Source organism: Actinomadura sp. ATCC 39365, from assembly GCF_054392275.1.
This window is the reverse complement of the sequence record NZ_CP184335.1, coordinates 4,652,859-4,671,126: the sequence shown is the minus strand read 5'-3', so window position 1 is coordinate 4,671,126 and position 18,268 is coordinate 4,652,859. Positions and strand designations below refer to the sequence as shown.

Sequence of the window (18,268 nt, the reverse complement as noted above, 5' to 3'; positions counted from 1 at the left end):
GCAGACCACAGGGGCATGGACGAGGAGGCATGCCCCCCATTGTGCCGCCCCCGCGCCACCCCCGTGCCAGCCCCGTGCCGCCCCCGCGTGCCCTCCCATGCCACCCCTGTGCCGCTCTTGCGGCCCGGCCGGGTGCGGGTGTGGGGTCAGAGGCGGGCGGCCAGCTCGGTCAGGGTCGCCCCGAGCGGGGCGTCGAGCAGGAGCGCCGCGTCGGCGTCGGCGCCGGTCGGGCCCTGGTTGACGATGGCGACGGGCAGCCCGAGCTCGGCCGCCCTGGTGACGAAGCGCAGCCCCGACCTGATCGCCAGCGACGACCCCAGCACGAGCAGCGAACGCGCCCCGCCCACGAGCGCGAAGCACTCCGCCACCCGATCCCTCGGCACGTTCTCGCCGAAGAAGATCACGTCGGGCTTGAGCAGGCCGCCGCAGGAGACGCAGTCGACCACCTGGAACCCGGCGACCTGGGCGTCGGTGAGGGCCGCGTCGCCGTCGGGGTTGACGTGGCCCTCGGCGGCCCAGCGCGGGTTGGCCGCGCTGAGGCGGCGCTCCAGCTCGGCACGCGGGGTGCGTTCGCGGCACGACAGGCACACGACGCGGTCGAGGCCGCCGTGCAGCTCGATCACCCGGCGCGCGCCGGCGGCCTGGTGGAGCCCGTCGACGTTCTGGGTGACGATGCCGGCCAGCAGGCCGCGCCGCTCCAGCTCGGCCACCGCGCGATGGCCGGCGTTGGGGGCGGCCCGGCCGATCTGCCGCCAGCCGACGTGGCTGCGCGCCCAGTAGCGCCGGCGCGCCTCGGCGCTGCCGGTGAAGCGCTGGTACGTCATCGGCTCGGCGCGCCGGGACCGCCCGGTCGGGCCCCGGTAGTCGGGAATGCCGGACTCGGTGGACAGTCCGGCCCCGCTGAGCACCACGACACCGCCACCGGCCACCAGCTCGGCCAGCGACGCGATGGCGGGCGCCGCCACGGGTGCCGCTGCGGATGCCGTCACGGGTGCTGTCGCAGTCTCTTGCACACCATCCATAATGCCCGGTCAGAGGTAGTTGCTGAGCTCGACCAGGTTCCCGTCGGGGTCGCGCAGGTAGACGCTCCTGATGGGGCCGAGCGCTCCGGTCCGCTCCACCGGGCCCTCCTCGATCCCGACGCCGTGGCGGGCCAGCTCGTCCATGACCATCTCGATGGGGTCGGCGGCGATCAGGCACAGGTCGGCGCTGCCCGGCGCGGGCCGGGCCGCCTTCGGCTCGAACTCGCGGCCCGCCTCGTGCAGATTGATCTTGCTCTGCCCGAACGCCAGCGCCCGCCGCCCCTCGCCGAACGTCACCGCCTCCATCCCCAGCACCGTGGTGTAGAAGCGCACCGCGGCCTCGACATCGGCGACGGTCAGCACCAGGTGGTCCAGGCGGTCGATCCTCATGTGCTCCCTCGTTCCTCGATCGGCTCTCCGTTCCATAGTCTCCGCATCTCGGGACACGTGCGCAGCAGCTCCCCCAGCGGCCCGCGCCCCGCGACGCGGCCCCGGTCGAGGACGACCACCTGGTCGGCGCGTTCGAGCGCGGCCCGCCTGGAGGAGACCACCAGCAGCGTGGCGGGGCCGTGCCGGGCGACGCGCTCCCACAACAGGTTCTCGGTCCCGACGTCGAGGGCGGACGACACGTCGTCCACCACGAGCAGGTCCGGGGCGCGGACCAGGGCGCGGGCGGCGGTGGCGCGCTGCACCTGACCGCCGGACAGGCGCACACCCCGGGGACCGACGACGGTCTCTAGGCCGTCCGGCATGGCGGCCAGGTCGTCCTCGAAGGCGGCCAGCTCCAGGGCGCGGGCCAGGTCGGCGTCGCCCGCGGGCAGGCCGAGGAGCAGGTTCTCGCGCAGGGTCTCCGAGAACAGGCGCGGGATCTGGCTCGCGTACGCCGCCCGTCCGGGCACCAGGAACGCGCCGGGGTCGGGCACCGGGCGGCCGTTCCAGGAGATCGTCCCGGCGTCCAGGGGCAGCAGGCCGAGCAGGGCGCGCACCAGCGTGGTCTTGCCCGCGCCGACGGCCCCGGTGACGACGGTGAACGTGCCGCGCCGAAGCGTCAGGTCCACGTCCTGCACCCCGCGCCCACCGGGATGCCGCACACTCAACCCCCGCACCTCCAACACCTCCAGCGTCGGCGCGGCCGGCTCCTCGCCGCTCGGGGGCGGCTCCGCCGGAGGTGCGGGCGGGGTGGCACGGAGGTGGAGGGGGTGGTTGTGGGTGAGGTCGGTGGTGTTCTGGTGGGGGGCGAGGAGGGCGGTCAGGCGCTCGGCCGAGACGTCCGCCCTGGGCAGGCGGTACAGGACGGAGGCGATGGTGCGCGGCAGCGCGGTCAGCCAGCCGACGTAGCTGGTGAACAGCGCGAGGTCGCCCACGGTGAACTCGCCGCGCCGCATCGCCCCGGCGGCCAGCAGCAGCACGACGCCGATGCCCAGCTCGACCGTGGTGCCCGTGGCGGCCTCCAGCAGGTCGGTGGCCAGGCGGCTGCGTACGGCGGCGTCCCGGCGGCGGGCGTTGAGTGTGCGCAGGCGTTCGAGTGCCGCCCGTTCGGCCCCGGCCGTCTTGATCGCGAGCACGCCGCCGAACAGCTCGCCGACGAAGGCCGTCACGCCCGCGCCCAGTTCCCTGGCCCGCTGGTGCCGCCGCCTGATCACCCGTCCCATGAGCCTGCTCAGCACGCCGATCGCGAGCATCGGCACGACCAGCGTCACGGTGACGACGGGATCGATCGAGAGCATGACCGCCAGCGCCGCCCCGCCGAACAGCACGCCCCCGGCCAGGGGCACCGACTCGTCGGCGAGCTCGACCAGCTCGGCCACGTCGTCGCGCAGCCGGGCCAGCGACTCGCCCGGGGAGCGCGGCAGCCGGGCGGCGACCGGGCCGCGCGCGGTCAGCACCGAGCCCAGCACGTTGGCGCGCAGCAGCGTGGCCGCCGCGTCCCACCAGTAGGAGCCGTAGGACCAGGCGAACACCAGGACGATCCCGCGTACCAGCTCGACGCCCGCGAACGCCGCGCACAACCACAACGACTGCCGCAGCGTCGCCGGGCTGTGCCCGCTGATCTGGTCGAAGAGCTGCCGCAGCACGAGGCCGCCGCCGAGCGGGAGCACGTGGACCGGCAGCCACAGCAGGATCTGCAGCACGTACAGGCGCACGTCGAAGCCGATCAGGCGGCCCGTCACGCCCAGGGCCCGGCGCACGCTCACCGGCTCGTCCCGGCGGCGGCCGGGAGCCGGCCGAACCTGAGCCCTGCGCGCGCTCACCGGCTCACCCCCGCGGCGTCCAGGAGCCGGCCGAACCTGCTGCCGGGGTCGGCGGCCAGGTCGGCGCGGCGTCCGTACTCGACGAGCTTGCCGCGTTCCAGCACGGCGATCTTGTCCACGTGCGCCAGGGAGGAGAGCCGGTGCGCGATGAGCACGCCGGTCCGCCCGTCCAGCAGCCGCCGTACGCCGTCCTCGACGTGCCGTTCGGTGGCCGGGTCGAGCCTGCTGGACGCCTCGTCCAGGATGACCAGGCCGGGGTCGGCCAGGAACGCCCGCGCGAAGGCGAGCAGCTGGGCCTCCCCCGCGGACAGGCCGCCCGGCTCGCCGTCGAGCCCGCCGGGCAGCGCGGCGATCCAGCCCCCGAGCCCCACCCCGGCCAGCACCTCCAGCAAATGGGCGTCGTCGTGGCGGGGGCCGGTCAGGGCGCCGAACAGCGTGAGGTTGTCGCGGACGCTGCCGGCGAACAGCCGTACGTCCTGGGTGACCACGCCGACCCGGCGGCGCAGCGACTCCGGGTCGGACTCGCGCAGGTCGAGGCCGCCGATCTCGACCGTGCCGCCGGTCGGGTCGTACAGGCGCAGCAGCAGCTTGGCCAGGGTGGTCTTGCCGCTGCCGGTGCGTCCCACCAGGCCCAGGCGTTCGCCGGGGGCCAGGGTGAGGGTGATGCCCGACAGCGCGGTCTCGCCGTCGTCGGGGTAGGCGAAGCTCACGTCGTCCAGCCGCAGGCCGAGCGCGCCGGCGGCGGGCAGCGGCCGGGGCGCGGCGTGGACGGGCAGCGCGGGCCGCTCGGCCAGCAGGGAGCCGATGCGGGCGAACCCGGCCAGCGCCCCCTGGAACTGCCTGAGCTGGTCGATCAGCCGCTCGAACGGCGTGCGGATCATCAGGGTGTACTGGAAGAGCAGCACGGCGGTGCCGACCGTGAGCGCCCCGGCGTCCAGCAGCCAGGCGGCCAGGGCGAGCATCAGCGCGGTCCCGGCCGCGAACGCCACGTTCGTGGCCGCGAGCAGGCCGCCGGCGATGCGCGAGCCGTGCCACTCGGCGCGGAACCAGGCCCCGGCGACCTGGTGGAAGCGGCCGAGCGCGTGCCCGCCCGCGCCGTTGGCCCGCAGGTCCTCGGCCCCGGCCAGCCGCTCTTCGAGGTGGCCGTAGAGCGCGGCGCTCGCCTCCCGCGACCGGGTCGCCGACGGCACGGCGAGCCGCTGTGCGCCGGCCATGCCGAGCCCGACCAGCAGGCAGTACGCCAGCAGCGCCGTGCCCAGCCGCCAGTCGACGGTGAACACGACGGCGAGCACACCGGCCAGCAACAACAGCCCGGCCACGACGTCGAGGACGAAGGCCACGACGAAGTCGGCCACCGCCGCCACGTCGCCGTCGACGCGTTCGATCAGCTCGCCGGGCGAGTGGCGGGCGTGGAAGGCCAGGTCGAGGCCGAGCACGTGCCCGGCCAGGTGTTCGCGCAGGCGGTTGGTGCCGTCCCAGGCCAGGCGGCCGGCGAGCCAGGCGGCGGCCATGCGGGCGGCCTGACCGGCGGCGGCCAGGCCGAGGTAGCCGAGCGCGATCAGGACCAGGTGGCGCAGCCCGGCGCCGGCGACGGCGTCGTCGACGAAGCGGCGGGTGACGTGCGGCGCGGCCAGCGGCAGCGCCGTGGCCGCGGCGGTGGCGGCGCCCAGCGCGAGCGCGGCGCGCGGGGCGGGCCGCAGGTGGCGCAGGGCCTGCCGGGCGGGTCTATCTACATGCGGATGCGTCCTGGTGAGCGGAGATCTCAAGAAGCGTCATGCCCTCTGAATAGGTGGGTGTCCTGTGCTGGGAGGTCATGAACGCTGTCCTCATCGATCCGCTCCTTCGTCCGGCGACCGGTGCCGCCGGGAAGTACAACAGCCGCCCGCGCCGCGCCGCAACAGGTTTTGGCCGCCTACGGGATCTATACGCCGCCTATACAGCCGCTGCTCACGCTGAGCACCGAACGGCCTTACACCCCCCGCGGAGGTTGGACGGTGTTGAAGAAACCCAGGCGGCTGACTCCCTTACCGCCGCTCGTCGTCCTGTTGCTGACGTCCACGGCCCTCGTGCCGCTGCCCGCGCGGGCCGCCCCGCCCGCGCCCGCCAAGGCCCGGGCGGCGGTCGTCTGCCCGGACGAGATGCCCACCGAGATCTCCGCCCGGCTGGCCGCCGCGGTCTGCGGCAAGCGCGTCAGGGCGGTCTCGCTGACCACCGAGACCGACGAGTTCTTCGTCGACCCGGCCGGCACGGTCACCCAGGAGCACCGCTACCGCCCGGTCCGGGTCAGGCGGGGCGAGGCGTGGGTGCCCGCCGACCCGACGCTGGCGGCGAGCCAGGACGGCACGGTCGCGCCGAAGGCCGCCGCGGTCTCCTACAGCTTCTCCGGCGGCGGCGACGGCCCCCTGGTCACCGCCACCGAGCGGGGCACCCGGCTCACCCTCGGCACGCCGCTCGGCGCCCTGCCCAAGCCGGTGCTGGACGGCGCCACCGCCACCTACCCCGACGTGCTGCCGGGCGTGGACCTGGTGCTGACCGCCGACGTGGACGGCTTCGCCGAGAAGCTCGTCGTCAAGACCCGGCAGGCCGCGGCGAACCCGGCGCTGAAGGAGCTGAGGTTCGCCACGTCGGTGAAGAAGGGCGAGGCCAGGACCGACAAGCACGGAAACGTCTCGATCCTCGACGCCGAGGGCGAGCCGGTGTTCGGCTCGGCGGCGCCGGAGATGTGGGACGCCGCCACCGAGTCGGCCATGACCCGCAACCCGGCCACCCCGGCGCTGGCCGCCCAGCCGGGCCGGCGGGCCAGGATGGGCGTGCGGCTGTCGGGCCGCGAGCTGCGCGTCACCCCCGACGCCGCGCTGCTGGCCGACCCCGCCACGGTCTACCCGGTGACGATCGACCCGAGCTTCACCTCGGCCAAGTCCGGCTGGACGTACGTGGACTCGGCCTATCCCTCCAGCGCGTACTGGAACTCGACGAACGACGCGACGGCCGGCACCAGCAACGGCGGCGGCTACAAGCGGCGCTCGTTCTTCAACATGGGCCTGTCGGGCCTGGCCGGCAAGCACATCACGGCGGCCACGTTCAACATCAAGGAGACGTGGGCCTGGTCCTGCTCGGCGCGGAACGTCGAGCTGCACAGGACCGCGGCCGTCGGCTCGGGCACGACGTGGAACAACCAGCCCGCCTCGAACCTGAACATCGGCGCCAAGAACGTCGCCTACGGCTGGTCGTCGGCCGGCCAGGGCGGCGCGTCGAGCTGCCCGGCGGCCTGGGTCGGCTGGGACGTCACCAGCGCGGTGCAGAGCGTGGTGAGCGCGAACGGCACGTCGGTCACCTTCATGGTCAAGGCCGGCAGCGAGACCGACAACTACTACTGGAAGCGCTTCGCCAACAACCCCAACATCGCGATCACCTACAACACGCTGCCGGGCACGCCGTCGGCCCTGGCCGTCGCGCCCTGCTCGGTGTGCGCCAGTCCGGCCGTGGTGGGCGCGGCGCAGCCGACGCTGTCGGCCAAGGTGAGCGACGCCGACGGGCAGGCGCAGCGGGCCGACTTCGAGATCTGGACGGCCGACCACGCGACCAAGGTGACCGGCGGCTCGGCCGCGAACGTGGCGAACGGCGCCATCGCCTCCTGGAAGGCCGGCACGGCCCTGGCGAGCACGTCGTACGCCTGGCGGGTGCGCTCGCACGACGGCACCGACTACGGTCCCTGGTCGGCGTGGTTCGCCTTCACGGTGGACGCCGCCCCGCCGCCCGCCCCGGAAGTCTCCTCCGGCGACTACCCGGAGGACGCGTGGGCCAAGGGCGCCGGTCAGGCCGGCCAGTTCACCATCACCCCGGCCTCGGCCGACGCGTCCTCGGTGCTGTGGTCGTTCGACGGCGGCGCCCAGCAGTCCGCCGCCAGCTCAGGCGCGCCGCACACGGTGAGCTGGACGCCGCCCGCCGACGGCCCGCACACCCTCAAGGCGTGGGTCAAGGACAAGGCGGGCAACCTGTCGCCGGCGGCGACGTACGCGTTCAACGTGGGCGGCTCGGCGGTCACCTCGCCCAAGGACGGGCAGTCCACCGCCCGCCGGACGGTCCTGTCGGCCACGGGCAGCGCGGGGCTGAGCGCGGTCACCTTCTCCTACCGGCGCGGCGAGGCCGACTCCTGGCACCAGGTGCCGGCGGCCGACGTGCGCAGGAAGTCCGACGGGTCGGCGGTCGCCTGGCCGGTGGCGATGAGCGCGGGCGCCTCGCCCGAGCTGGTCTGGGACACCACGCACACGCTGGCCGAGGACGGCTCGATCGAGATCAGGGCCGAGTTCGTCACCTCCTCGGGCACGGCCGCCTCCCAGCCGGTGGACCTGGTCGTGGACCGGGACGGCGAGGGCGCCTCCACCCAGCCGGTCGGCCCCGGCTCGGTCAACACGCTGACCGGCGACTTCAGGATGGCCGCCACGGACGCCAACGTGTACGGCATCGGCCTGATGCGCTCGTTCTCCTCGCGTGACCCGCGCAAGGGCTCGGCGCTGCCGGGCGTGGCGGCGATCTTCGGCACCGAGTGGACGCCGACCGGGCTCGCCCAGTCGGGTCAGGGCACGTTCGCCCAGCTCCGGGCCACCTCCTCCACCTCGGTCGAGCTGAGCGGCGAGGGCTCGGCGGTGGCCTTCACCAAGAACGCCGACGGCTCGTACGAGCCGCAGCAGGACGCGGCGGGCCTGAAGCTGACCTTCGACGCCGCGGCCGACCGCTACACGTTGTCGGACACGAATTCCGCCGAGCGCACGGTGTTCGCCAAGGTGGACGCCGCCGCGCCGATCTACCTGGTGCGGGCGGTCTACCCGGCCAGCGGCAAGGGCAGCACGGCGTTCGTGTGGCAGTCGGTGACCGGCTCGGACGGCAAGGCGCTGGCCCGGCCGATCAAGATCATCGCGCCATCGTACACGCAGGCCGACTGCGACGTGGACACGCTGGCGAGCCTGCCGCAGGGCTGCCGCCTGATCAGGCTGGACTACGCGACGACCACGACCGCGGGCGCGCAGCTCGGCGACGTGGCCGGGCAGGTCAAGGCGATCAGCCTGTGGGAGGGCGGCGCGAGCGCGCCGCTGGGCCTGTCGGAGTACCGCTACGACGACCTGGGCCGCCTGCGCGAGCAGTGGAACCCGGCCACCCCCGGCATCAGGACGCGCTACGACTACGACCTCGGCGGCCGGGTGAACCGCTACACCCCGCCCGGCGAGCTGCCGTGGACGTTCGGCTACGGCAAGGCGGGCAACGCCGACACCGCCGCCGACGGCATGCTGCTCGCCGTCTCCCGCCCGACGCTGCGGCCCGGCACGCCGAGCGAGACGAACGGCACCGCGGTCACGTCGGTGGTCTACGACGTGCCCATCAGCGGGACGGGTGCGCCGTACGGGATGAGCGAGACGGCCACGGCCGCCTGGGGGCAGAACGACCCCCCGGTGGACGCGACCGCGATCTTCCCGGCCGACCAGGTGCCGGCCAACCACACCGGGCGCGGCGGCCTGGCCGCCTCCGACTACGGCCGCGCCACGATCACCTACCTGAACGCCTCCGGGCAGACGGTCAACCGGGTGGAGCCCGGCGGCGCGGTCTCCACCAGCCAGTACGACGCCCAGGGCAACACGGTGTCGTCGCTGTCGGCCGGCAACAGGGCGCTCGCCCTCGGTCAGACGCCGGACGCCGGCGCCGAGCTGACCCGGCTCGGCCTGCTCAACGCCTCGCCCGCCGACCGGGCACGGCTGCTGGCCGAGGAGTCCGCCTACAGCTCCGACGGGCAGCGGATGGTCTCCGAGCTGGGCCCGCTGCACCTGGTCACGCTGAACGGCGCCCAGGTCGCGGCCAGGAAGCACACGGTCAACACCTTCGACGAGGGCCGGCCGGCCGACGCCAAGGTGTCGAACCTGGCCACGACGGTCGCGGTGGGCGCGTACGTGCCCGGCGCGGCCTCCGACGCCGACGTGCGGACGAGCCGGACGTACTACGACTGGAACACCGGCAAGAGCGTCAAGACGGTGGAGGACCCCGGCGGCCTGGCGATCACCAGGACCACGACGTACGACTCCGACGGGCGGGTGGTCGCCACCACGATGCCGAAGTCGTCGGGCGACGACGCGGGCACCACGACCAGCGAGTACTACACCGCCGACGGCACCGGCGCGTGCGGCGGCAAGGCAGAGTGGGCCGGGCAGCTGTGCCGGACGAAGTCGAGGACGGGCGTCGGCGACAGCGGCACCCGTCCCGCCGAGCTGGTCACCAAGGTGTACGCCTACGAGCCCGGCGGCCGCGTGTCGTCGGTGACCGAGACGGCCAACGGGGTGACCAGGACCACGACGACCACCTACAACCCGGCGGGCGACATCGTGAGGACCGTCGTGTCCGGCGGGGCCGGGACGGCGGTGCCCGAGGTGAGCACCACCTACGACGCGGCCGGACGGGCGGTCGGGACCACGGCCTCCAACGGCACCTCGATCACCCGCGAGTACGACGCGCTGGGCCGCCAGACGTCCTACACCGACGCCGACGGCGGCGTGACCAGGGTCGAGTACGACGCCCTCGACCGCATCACCAGGAAGACCGACGGCGCGCCCTCGACGGTCACCTACGCCTACGACGACGTGCGCGGCGCGCTGTCCACCATGACCGACTCGGTGGCCGGGACGTTCACCGCCACGTACACCGTCGACGGCTCGATCAGCCACGAGAACCTGCCGGGCGGCCTGTCCTACGACCTCGCCCGGGATCCGTCCGGCGCGCCGGTCTCGCGGGTCTACCGGACCGCGGCGGGGGTGCGGCTGCTGGACGACTCGGTGACCTGGTCGATCCACGGCCAGCAGGTGAGCCACAACGGGCTGTCCGCCCAGAAGATCGGATACGACAAGCTGGGCAGGATCGCCTCGGTGGACGACACCGTGAGCGGCCTCTGCTCGCGCCGGGCCTACGGCTACGACGCCAACTCCAACAGGACCGGGCTGACCACGAGCGCCTGCGACGGCTCGGGGGCGGTCACCGAGAACCACGCCTACGACGGCGGCGACCGGCTGGCCGACGCCGGCTACGAGTACGACGCCTACGGCCGCACCACGGCCACGCCGGCCGGGCTGAAGGCGGAGTACTACACCACCGACCTGGTCCGGCGGATGACGTCAGGGGCGGTGCGGCAGTCGTACACGCTGGACCCGGAGCTGCGCCGCAACACCACCACGCTGGAGCAGCTGTCCGGCGGCACGTGGAGCGCGGCCGGCCGGCGGGTCGAGCACTTCGACGCCGACGACGACACACCCGCCTGGGTCGTGGAGGGCGGCGCGGTCACCAGGAACGTGCACTCCATCTCCGGCGGCCTGGCCGCGGTCACCTCGGCGACCGGGGACGTACGGCTCCAGCTGACGAACCTGCACGACGACATCAACGTGGTCCACGCCGACGGCGTGCCGCTGGCGCTGGACTTCGACGAGTTCGGCAACCCGCGCGCCGGCCAGCCCGCGATGCGCTACGGCTGGCACGGCGCGGCCGAGCGGGCCGCCGACACCCCCGACGGCACGATCCTCATGGGCGTGCGGCTCTACCAGCCCAAACTCGGGCGGTTCCTGCAGACCGACCCGGTGGAGGGCGGCAGCGCCAACGCCTACGACTACGCCAACCAGTCACCGACCTCCAACGCCGACCTGGACGGCAGGAAGTGGTACTGGTGCACCAACTTCTGGCACTTCGCCTTCAACCACTGCGGCGTCAGCTACGCCTACTACCACGGGAGCTGGCGTTACGTGCAGTGGAAGAAGACGCCGGCCGGCTGGTGGGTGCGCGGCGTGTACTACGACTACTGCACCAAGTCACCCGACAAGCCGCTCGGCTACGACTTCCGCCAGGCGTGCATGATGCACGACTACGGGTACGCCCTGCGAAATATGGGGTATGTCCATAGCAAGTACCAGGTGGACTACATCTTCTACTACGTCCTGTACTGGGGCGTCTGCTCCCACTACTTCTTCAAGGGGACATGTCGCCGCATCGCGTACGCGTACTTCCTTTCGGTGGTCGCCTTCGGCCACCCGTGACCTAGGATGAGCCACCGGCGGGAGCTACCACGAAAGGCTCCCGCCGGTGCCCTTTTCTCCCGGTCGGCGCAGGGTTGACGGGAGTCGGACGTTGATGCACATTGAAGCAGCTTTGATCTTCCTTGTGCACCAACGTCCTTGCCGGGAGCGCGATGGAGTTCGCCGTACTTGGGCCGCTTCACGTCTCGGGTGACCAAGGGCCGCTGCCGCTCGGCGTCGGCAAGCAGCGCACCCTGCTGGCCGAGCTCCTGTGCCGGGCCGGCCGCCCGGTCTCCCCCGCCACGCTCGTCGAGGCCCTGTGGGAGCAGCGCCCGCCGCGCACCGCCGCCGACAACCTCCGCCTGTACGTGCACCAGCTCCGCCGCACGCTCGGCCAGGACCGCATCACCCGCACCGACGCCGGTTTCGTCCTTGCCGTACACCCCGGCGAGCTGGACGCCGAACGCTTCGAGACCCTGGCCGGCCGGGGCGGCGACGCGCTGTCCGGCGGCGACCACGAACAGGCCGCCGCACTGCTGCGGCAGGCGCTGGAGTTGTGGCGCGGGCCCGCCTACGCGGGGCTGAACCTCACCGCCGGGCTCCGCGACCACGCCCGCCGCCTGGAGGAAGAGCACCTGGCGGCCCTGGAGCACCGGATCGAGGCGGACCTGGCCCGCGGCCTGCACGCCGTGCTCATCGCGGAGCTGACCGAGCTGGTCGCCGAGCACCCGCTGCGCGAACGCCCGCGCCGCCAGCTCATGCTCGCCCTGGCCAGGTCAGGACGGCAGGCCGAGGCGCTGGCCAGCTACCGCGAGGCCCGCCGGGTGTTCGCCGCCGAGCTGGGCCTCGACCCCGGCGCCGAGCTCAACCGCCTGCACCAGGCCATCCTCACCGGCACCCTCGACCCGGCCCCCGGCGGCGCCGCCGGGCCCGCGGCGCGCTCCCCCGCCCAGCTCCCGACCGACATCGCCGACTTCACCGGACGCGGCGAGCAGCTCGCCCAGCTCACCTCCCTGCTCGGCGACGAACCGCCGCAGGGCCCTGGCCAGGTGCGGGTGTGCGTGATCGCGGGCATGGGCGGCGTCGGCAAGACCACGCTGGCCGTGCACGCCGCGCACCGCATCGCCCGCCACTACCCCGACGGCCAGCTCCACACGAACCTGCACGGCGCCGAGGCCAGCCCCGCCGACCCCGGCCAGGTGCTGGCCGCCTTCCTCACCGCGCTCGGCGTGCCGCGCTCCACGCTGCCCGAGAGCGTGGACGAGCGGGCCGCGCTGTTCCGCAGCAGCCTGGCCGAGCGGCGCATGCTGATCGTGCTCGACAACGCCGCCTCCGAGCAGCAGGTGCGCCCGCTGCTGCCCGGCACGTCCGGCTGCGCCGTCATCATCACCAGCAGGGCCAGGCTGAGCGGCCTGTCCGGCGCGGCCCTGATCGAGCTGTCGGTGCTGCACCTGCGGCAGGGCGTGCGCCTGCTGGCCAGGATCGCCGGCTCGGGGCGGGTGGAGGCCGAGCCGGAGGCGGCGGCGGAGATCGTCCGGCTCTCCGACGGGATCCCGCTGGCCGTGCGGGTGGCCGGGGCCCGGCTGGTGGCCCGGCCGCACTGGCCGCTGACCCGGCTGGCCGGGCAGCTCAAGGACGAGCGGCGGCGGCTCGACCAGTTCGCGACCGGCGACCTGGCGGTCCGGGCGAGCCTGGCGCTCAGCTACGTGGGGCTGGAACCGGCCGCGCGGCGGGCCTTCCGGCTGCTCGGCACGCTGGAGGTGCCCGACTTCGCCGGATGGGTGGCGGGCGCGCTGCTGGACCTGCCCGTACCGGTGGGCGAGGAGCTGGTGGAGTCGCTGGTGGACACCCAGCTCGTGCTGATCAGCGGCGTCGATCCGGCCGGGCAGCCGCGCTACCGCTTCCACGACCTGGTCCGCCTGTACGCTCGCGAGCGCGCCGAGCTGGAGGACCGGCCCGAGGCGGTCGCGGCGGCGCTCGGCCGGGCCTTCGGCGGCTGGCTCGCGCTGGCCGAGCAGGCGACCGAACGCGTCCAGGGCAGCTCCTCGGCCATCATCCACGGCTCGGCCCCGCGCTGGAACTCGCCCGACGGCACGCCGTGGGAGATCCGGCAGGACCCGATGGCCTGGTTCGACACCGAGCGCACCGCGCTGGTCGCGGCCATCCGGCAGGCGTGCGCGCTCGGCCTGGCCGAGGTCGCCTGGGACACCGCCTGCTGCGCCGAGCGCTACTTCGACGTCAGCGGCCTGTTCGACGACTGGCGGGCGCTGCACGAGCGGGTGCTGGCCGCCTGCCTGGCCGCCGGCGACCGGCTGGGCGAGGCGGTGATCAGGCGCGGCCTCATGCACGCCACCACCTGGACCGAGAGCGGCGGCGCCATGGCCGCCCAGTACGACGGCGCCGAACTCCTGATCGCCATGTTCACCGAGCTGGACGAGCGGCGCGGCCTGTCCGACGCGTACGTGCTGCGCGCCTGGGGCGAGGCGGCCAGGGGCGACATGGCGCAGGGCCTGCGCTCGGGCCGCATCGCGCTGGAGCTGGCCGAACGCAGCGGCCACCAGGGCGGCGAGGCCAGGGCGCACGTGTGCATGGCCGTCGCCTACGGCACCAGGGACATCAGGATGGCCATCGTCCACCTGCTGCGCGGCCTCGACCTGGCCGCCAAGCTCGGCAACCCCCGCTTCGAGGCCACGACCCTGCAGTTCCTCGGCCTCGCCCACGCCCACGCCAAGGAGTTCGAGGCCGGGCTGGAGTACATGGTGCGGGCGCTGGCCATCTACCGGCAGATCCGCGACCCGCTGCTGGAGGCCATGGGCCTGGTCGCGCTGGCCAAGCTGTACGCCGGCCACCACGACCCGCGGGCCAGGGCGATCGCCGAGGCGGCCGAGCTGCTGAGCCGCTCCCACCGGCTGGCCCACCACCAGGCCGACGCGCTGTGGGTGCTGGGCGGGGTGGACCTGGCCGAGGGCCGGGTGGAGGAGGCCGTCGCGCACCTGGAGGAGTCGGTGCGGCTGTGGCGCGCGCGGGGCTGGCAGGAGTTCCTGGCGGGGGCGCTGGACAGCCTGGCCGAGGCGTACACGGCGGCGGGCGACCCGGCGGCGGCGGCCGCGGCCCGGCTGGAGGCTCAGTCGCTTGCCGGTTCTCCTCAGGCGGGTTGAGTATCCGAACGCTCGTGTCCCCGTCCGCGCCGCGGGCATGCTGGCCGTCAGGACCCGATGTGAGGAGTGAGATGCCGCGTTCCGCCCTGCTGTGGGCCGTGATCCTGATCGCCGGAGGCGTCGCCGCCGTGGCCGTGTGCGTGCTCACCGCGCCCGCGGTCGCGCCCGGCGCGCCGAAGGACGTCCTGGACTCCCCGGCGCTTCTTCCGGCCTTCGCCGCGCTGGCGGTCCTGGCCGGGCTGGCCGCGTGGGCCGTCCCGCATCCGTTGTGGGGGGCCGTGGCCGCCGCGCCGTTCTTCGTGCACTTCGCCGCCGGGGTGGTGGGCGAGCTGCGCGGGGGCGGGCAGGGATTGTGGCCGATCGGGCTGATGTTCCTGGCCGGCCTGACGCTGCTGCCGCTGGCCGCCTCGCTCGTCACGTCGCTGATCGCCAGATCCCGCTGATCGCCGGATCCCGCGGAGCCCACGGCGACCGTACTGCGTACGGTACGATCGCCTACCCGCTCCCCATTTGATGTGACAAGAAGGGATTCCGTGGCCACCAGCGCCAAGTCCGACGCCGTACGCACCCGATCCGCCGATCACACCGCCGCCGACAGCCACGACGTCATCCAGGTACGCGGCGCCCGCGAGAACAACCTCACCGGCGTCGACCTCGACCTGCCCAAGCGCCGCCTCACCGTGTTCACCGGCGTGTCCGGCTCCGGGAAGTCCTCGCTCGTCTTCGACACGATCGCCGCGGAGTCCCGGCGGCTGATCGACGAGACGTACACCACGTTCGTCCAGAACTTCATGCCGAGCCTGGCCCGTCCCGACGTGGACTCGCTGCGGAACCTCAGCGCGGCGATCATCGTGGACCAGGAGCGGATGGGCGCCAACGCCCGCTCGACCGTGGGCACGGCCACCGACACCTACACGATGCTCCGGATCCTGTTCAGCCGGCTGGGCTCCCCGCAGGTCGGGCCGCCGTTCGCGTTCAGCTTCAACCGCGCCGAGGGCATGTGCCCCGAGTGCGAGGGGCTCGGCAAGGTCGCCGGCGTCGACGTCGACGAGCTGGTGGACCGGGACAAGTCGCTGAACGAGGGCGCCATCAAGGTCCCCGGGTACGCGGTGGACACCTGGTACTGGCAGATCATGGTCGGCTCGGGCCTGTACGACCCCGACACCAAGCTCCGCGACTTCACCCCCGAGCAGTGGGCGGACCTGCTCGACAAGCCGGCCACCAAGATCAAGTACGGCACCAGCAACTTCACCTACGAAGGGCTCGTCACCAAGGTCAAGCGCCAGTACCTGGCCAAGGACCGCGAGTCGATGCAGCCGCAGGCGCGCGCCTTCGCCGACCGGGCGCTCAAGCTGACCGGCTGCACCGCCTGCGGCGGCTCCCGCCTGAACGAGGCCGCCCGCTCCTCCCGCATCGACGGCCGCAACATCGCCGACTGCTCGGCCATGCAGATCAACGACCTGGCCGAGTTCGTCAAGGGCATCGGCGACCCGAGCGTCGGCCCGGTGCTCCACGGGCTGCGCGACACGCTGGACTCGCTGGTCGAGATCGGCCTCGGCTACCTCAGCCTCGACCGCGAGTCCGGCACGCTGTCGGGCGGCGAGGCCCAGCGGGTCAAGATGGTGCGGCACCTCACCTCCAGCCTGACCGACGTCACCTACGTCTTCGACGAGCCGACGGCCGGGCTGCACCCGCACGACATCCAGCGGATGAACAACCTGCTGCTCCAGCTCCGCGACAAGGGCAACACCGTGCTCGTGGTCGAGCACAAGCCCGAGGTGATCGAGATCGCCGACCACATCGTGGACCTCGGTCCCGGCGCGGGCACCGGCGGCGGCCGCATCTGCTACGCCGGCGACCTCGACGGGCTGCCCGGCTCGGGCACCCTGACCGGCCGCTACCTCGGACACCGGGCCGCGCTGCGCGCCGCCGTCCGCCCGGCCAAGGGGCATCTGGAGGTGCGCGGCGCCACGCTGCACAACCTGTGCGGCGTCGACGTGGACATCCCGCTCGGGGTGCTCACCGTCGTCACGGGCGTGGCCGGCTCGGGCAAGAGCTCCCTCATCCACGGGTACGTGTCCGGCCGCGAGGGCGTGGTGGTCGCCGACCAGTCGCCGATCCGCGGGTCGCGGCGCAGCAACCCGGCCACGTACACGGGCGTGCTCGACCCCATCCGCACGGCGTTCGCCAAGGCCAACGGGGTCAAGCCGGCCCTGTTCAGCGCGAACTCCGAGGGCGCCTGCCCGGCCTGCAAGGGCATCGGCCTGATCTACACCGAGCTGGCGATGATGGCCGACGTGGCCTCGGTGTGCGAGGCGTGCGAGGGGCGGCGGTTCACGCCGGAGGTGCTGACGTACCGGCTGCGCGGCAAGAACATCAGCGAGGTGCTGGAGATGCCGGTGGCCGAGGCGCGCGAGTTCTTCCCGAGCGGCCAGGCCAGGACGATCCTCGACCGCCTCGACTCGGTCGGCCTGGGCTACCTCGGGCTCGGCCAGCCGCTCACCACGCTGTCGGGCGGCGAGCGCCAGCGGCTCAAGCTGGCCATCCACATGGCCAAGAACGGCACCACGTACGTGCTGGACGAGCCCACCACCGGCCTGCACCTGGCCGACGTGGACCAGCTCCTGGCCCTGCTGGACCGGCTGGTGGACGACGGCAACACGGTCATCGTCATCGAGCACCACCAGGCGGTGATGGCCCACGCCGACTGGATCATCGACCTGGGTCCCGGCGCCGGCCACGACGGCGGCCAGGTGGTGTTCACCGGCACCCCGGCCGAGCTCGTCGCGGAGGGCGACTCGCTCACCGCCGTCCACCTGCGCGACTACGTGGGACAGGCGTAATCCGACGCCCCCTGGGTCACCGGGCTCAGGGGGCCCGTCCGGCGGGCTTCAGACGGCCAGGCGGGCGAGGATGCGGGCGAACTCCGGCGGCGGCGCCACCACCAGCCTCGTCTGCCCCTGCTGCAACACGATGTCGGCCTTGATCAGCGTCAGCCGCCCCTGGTGCCACCAGTAGACCTGCGCGCTCAGCCCGCCCGTGCGGGCCGCGTGCACCCGCAGCCGCTCGATGGCCCGTACCACCCCGATGCCGTCCACCGGGCGCACCAGCACCGTGTACGGGTCCGGCAGCACCACCAGCACCCCGTCGGCGGGCACCGTGAGGTGGTCGCCGAGCCAGCGCAGGTGTGTGGCGGCCGACGGGCTCATGCCGGTCAGCCGGGTCACCGGCGTGCCGCCCAGCTCGATGCGCTCGACCTGCAGCCGCTCGGCCCGCCGGACGTTCGCCACGGCCAGGTCGAGCGCCTGGGCCGTCGGGACGGGCCAGCAGCCGGCCTCCTCGGGCCGCACCAGGCGGGAGCCGACGGTCAGCAGCTCCACCAGGTCGGCGTTGAGGTGCCGCCCCACCACCCGGGTCAGGTCGGGGACCTCGTCCACCGCCTCCACCCGGGTGCGCAGCAGGGGCGCGGCCTGGTCGAGGTCGCAGGCGTCGTAACGCTCGTCGGCGGTGGCCAGGGCGTGCGCGAGGTGCTCGGAGACCAGCACCGGCCAGTCCTCCCTGGCCCGGCGCCCGGCCTCGCGGCGCAGCCCGGTCAGCTTCACCACCAGCTCCGCGACGCCGTCGCCGCGCAGGGTCAGCGACGCGCCGTCGCGGGCGAACTCGCACACGAACCCCAGGGACTCCGCGACGAGGCCGAGCAGTGAGTCGAGGTCGACGTCCTCGATCGGCCGGCGGGAGGGCTCCCGGTCACGCCTGAAGAAGCTCACACACCGTCCCCTCTGTCGGATTCGTCCCTT

Annotated in this window: 9 protein-coding genes; 4 read left to right on the top strand and 5 right to left on the bottom strand. The window is 73.7% G+C overall.

Annotated features, from left to right (window positions below):
- Positions 1-146 precede the first annotated feature (146 nt).
- From ACNF49_RS23090 to ACNF49_RS23075, 4 genes are read right to left on the bottom strand one after another with little or no spacing between them, the layout of a single operon-like run.
- The gene (locus ACNF49_RS23090) at positions 147-989 is read right to left on the bottom strand and encodes an NAD-dependent protein deacetylase (RefSeq protein ID WP_357983234.1); all 843 of its coding nucleotides are present in this window, start codon (positions 987-989) and stop codon (positions 147-149) included.
- Between the two features lie 42 nt (positions 990-1,031).
- A complete protein-coding gene (locus tag ACNF49_RS23085; protein WP_482944953.1) occupies positions 1,032-1,412 on the bottom strand; it encodes a VOC family protein in 381 nt (126 codons plus the stop codon).
- Positions 1,409-3,274: an ABC transporter ATP-binding protein gene (locus ACNF49_RS23080; protein WP_482944952.1), complete on the bottom strand. Its 1,866-nt coding sequence runs from the start codon at positions 3,272-3,274 to the stop codon at positions 1,409-1,411. Before ACNF49_RS23080 ends, ACNF49_RS23085 begins: the two co-directional genes overlap by 4 nt.
- On the bottom strand, positions 3,271-5,040 hold the full coding sequence (locus tag ACNF49_RS23075) for an ABC transporter ATP-binding protein (protein WP_482944951.1): 1,770 nt from the start codon (positions 5,038-5,040) through the stop codon (positions 3,271-3,273). The genes ACNF49_RS23080 and ACNF49_RS23075 overlap by 4 nt, the downstream gene beginning before the upstream one ends.
- 228 nt (positions 5,041-5,268) lie before the next feature.
- On the opposite strand from ACNF49_RS23075, the gene ACNF49_RS23070 reads away from it, so the two are divergent.
- The 4 genes from ACNF49_RS23070 to ACNF49_RS23055 all read left to right on the top strand — a co-directional run bounded on the left by ACNF49_RS23070 (position 5,269) and on the right by ACNF49_RS23055 (position 17,314).
- Positions 5,269-11,334: a phospholipase A2 gene (locus tag ACNF49_RS23070; RefSeq protein ID WP_482944950.1), complete on the top strand. Its 6,066-nt coding sequence runs from the start codon at positions 5,269-5,271 to the stop codon at positions 11,332-11,334.
- A gap of 152 nt (positions 11,335-11,486) precedes the next feature.
- A complete protein-coding gene (locus tag ACNF49_RS23065) occupies positions 11,487-14,471 on the top strand; it encodes an AfsR/SARP family transcriptional regulator (protein ID WP_482944949.1) in 2,985 nt (994 codons plus the stop codon).
- A 71-nt stretch (positions 14,472-14,542) separates the two neighbouring features.
- Positions 14,543-14,914 (top strand): hypothetical protein, encoded by a 372-nt coding sequence (locus tag ACNF49_RS23060; protein WP_482944948.1) that lies wholly within the window; start codon positions 14,543-14,545, stop codon positions 14,912-14,914.
- A gap of 90 nt (positions 14,915-15,004) precedes the next feature.
- On the top strand, positions 15,005-17,314 hold the full coding sequence (locus ACNF49_RS23055; protein WP_482944947.1) for an ATP-binding cassette domain-containing protein: 2,310 nt from the start codon (positions 15,005-15,007) through the stop codon (positions 17,312-17,314).
- 48 nt (positions 17,315-17,362) lie between these two features.
- Here the strand turns inward: ACNF49_RS23055 and ACNF49_RS23050 are convergent, their stop codons facing one another.
- The gene (locus tag ACNF49_RS23050) at positions 17,363-18,238 is read right to left on the bottom strand and encodes a hypothetical protein (protein ID WP_482944946.1); all 876 of its coding nucleotides are present in this window, start codon (positions 18,236-18,238) and stop codon (positions 17,363-17,365) included.
- Positions 18,239-18,268: the final 30 nt, after the last annotated feature.

Bases quoted from the DNA above. Each gene is read 5' to 3' on its own strand.
- ACNF49_RS23085 (WP_482944953.1), bottom strand. From the start codon at position 1,412: ATGAGGATCGACCGCCTGGACCACCTGGTGCTGACCGTCGCCGATGTC.
- ACNF49_RS23065 (WP_482944949.1), top strand. From the start codon at position 11,487: ATGGAGTTCGCCGTACTTGGGCCGCTTCACGTCTCGGGTGACCAAGGG.
- ACNF49_RS23060 (WP_482944948.1), top strand. From the start codon at position 14,543: ATGCCGCGTTCCGCCCTGCTGTGGGCCGTGATCCTGATCGCCGGAGGC.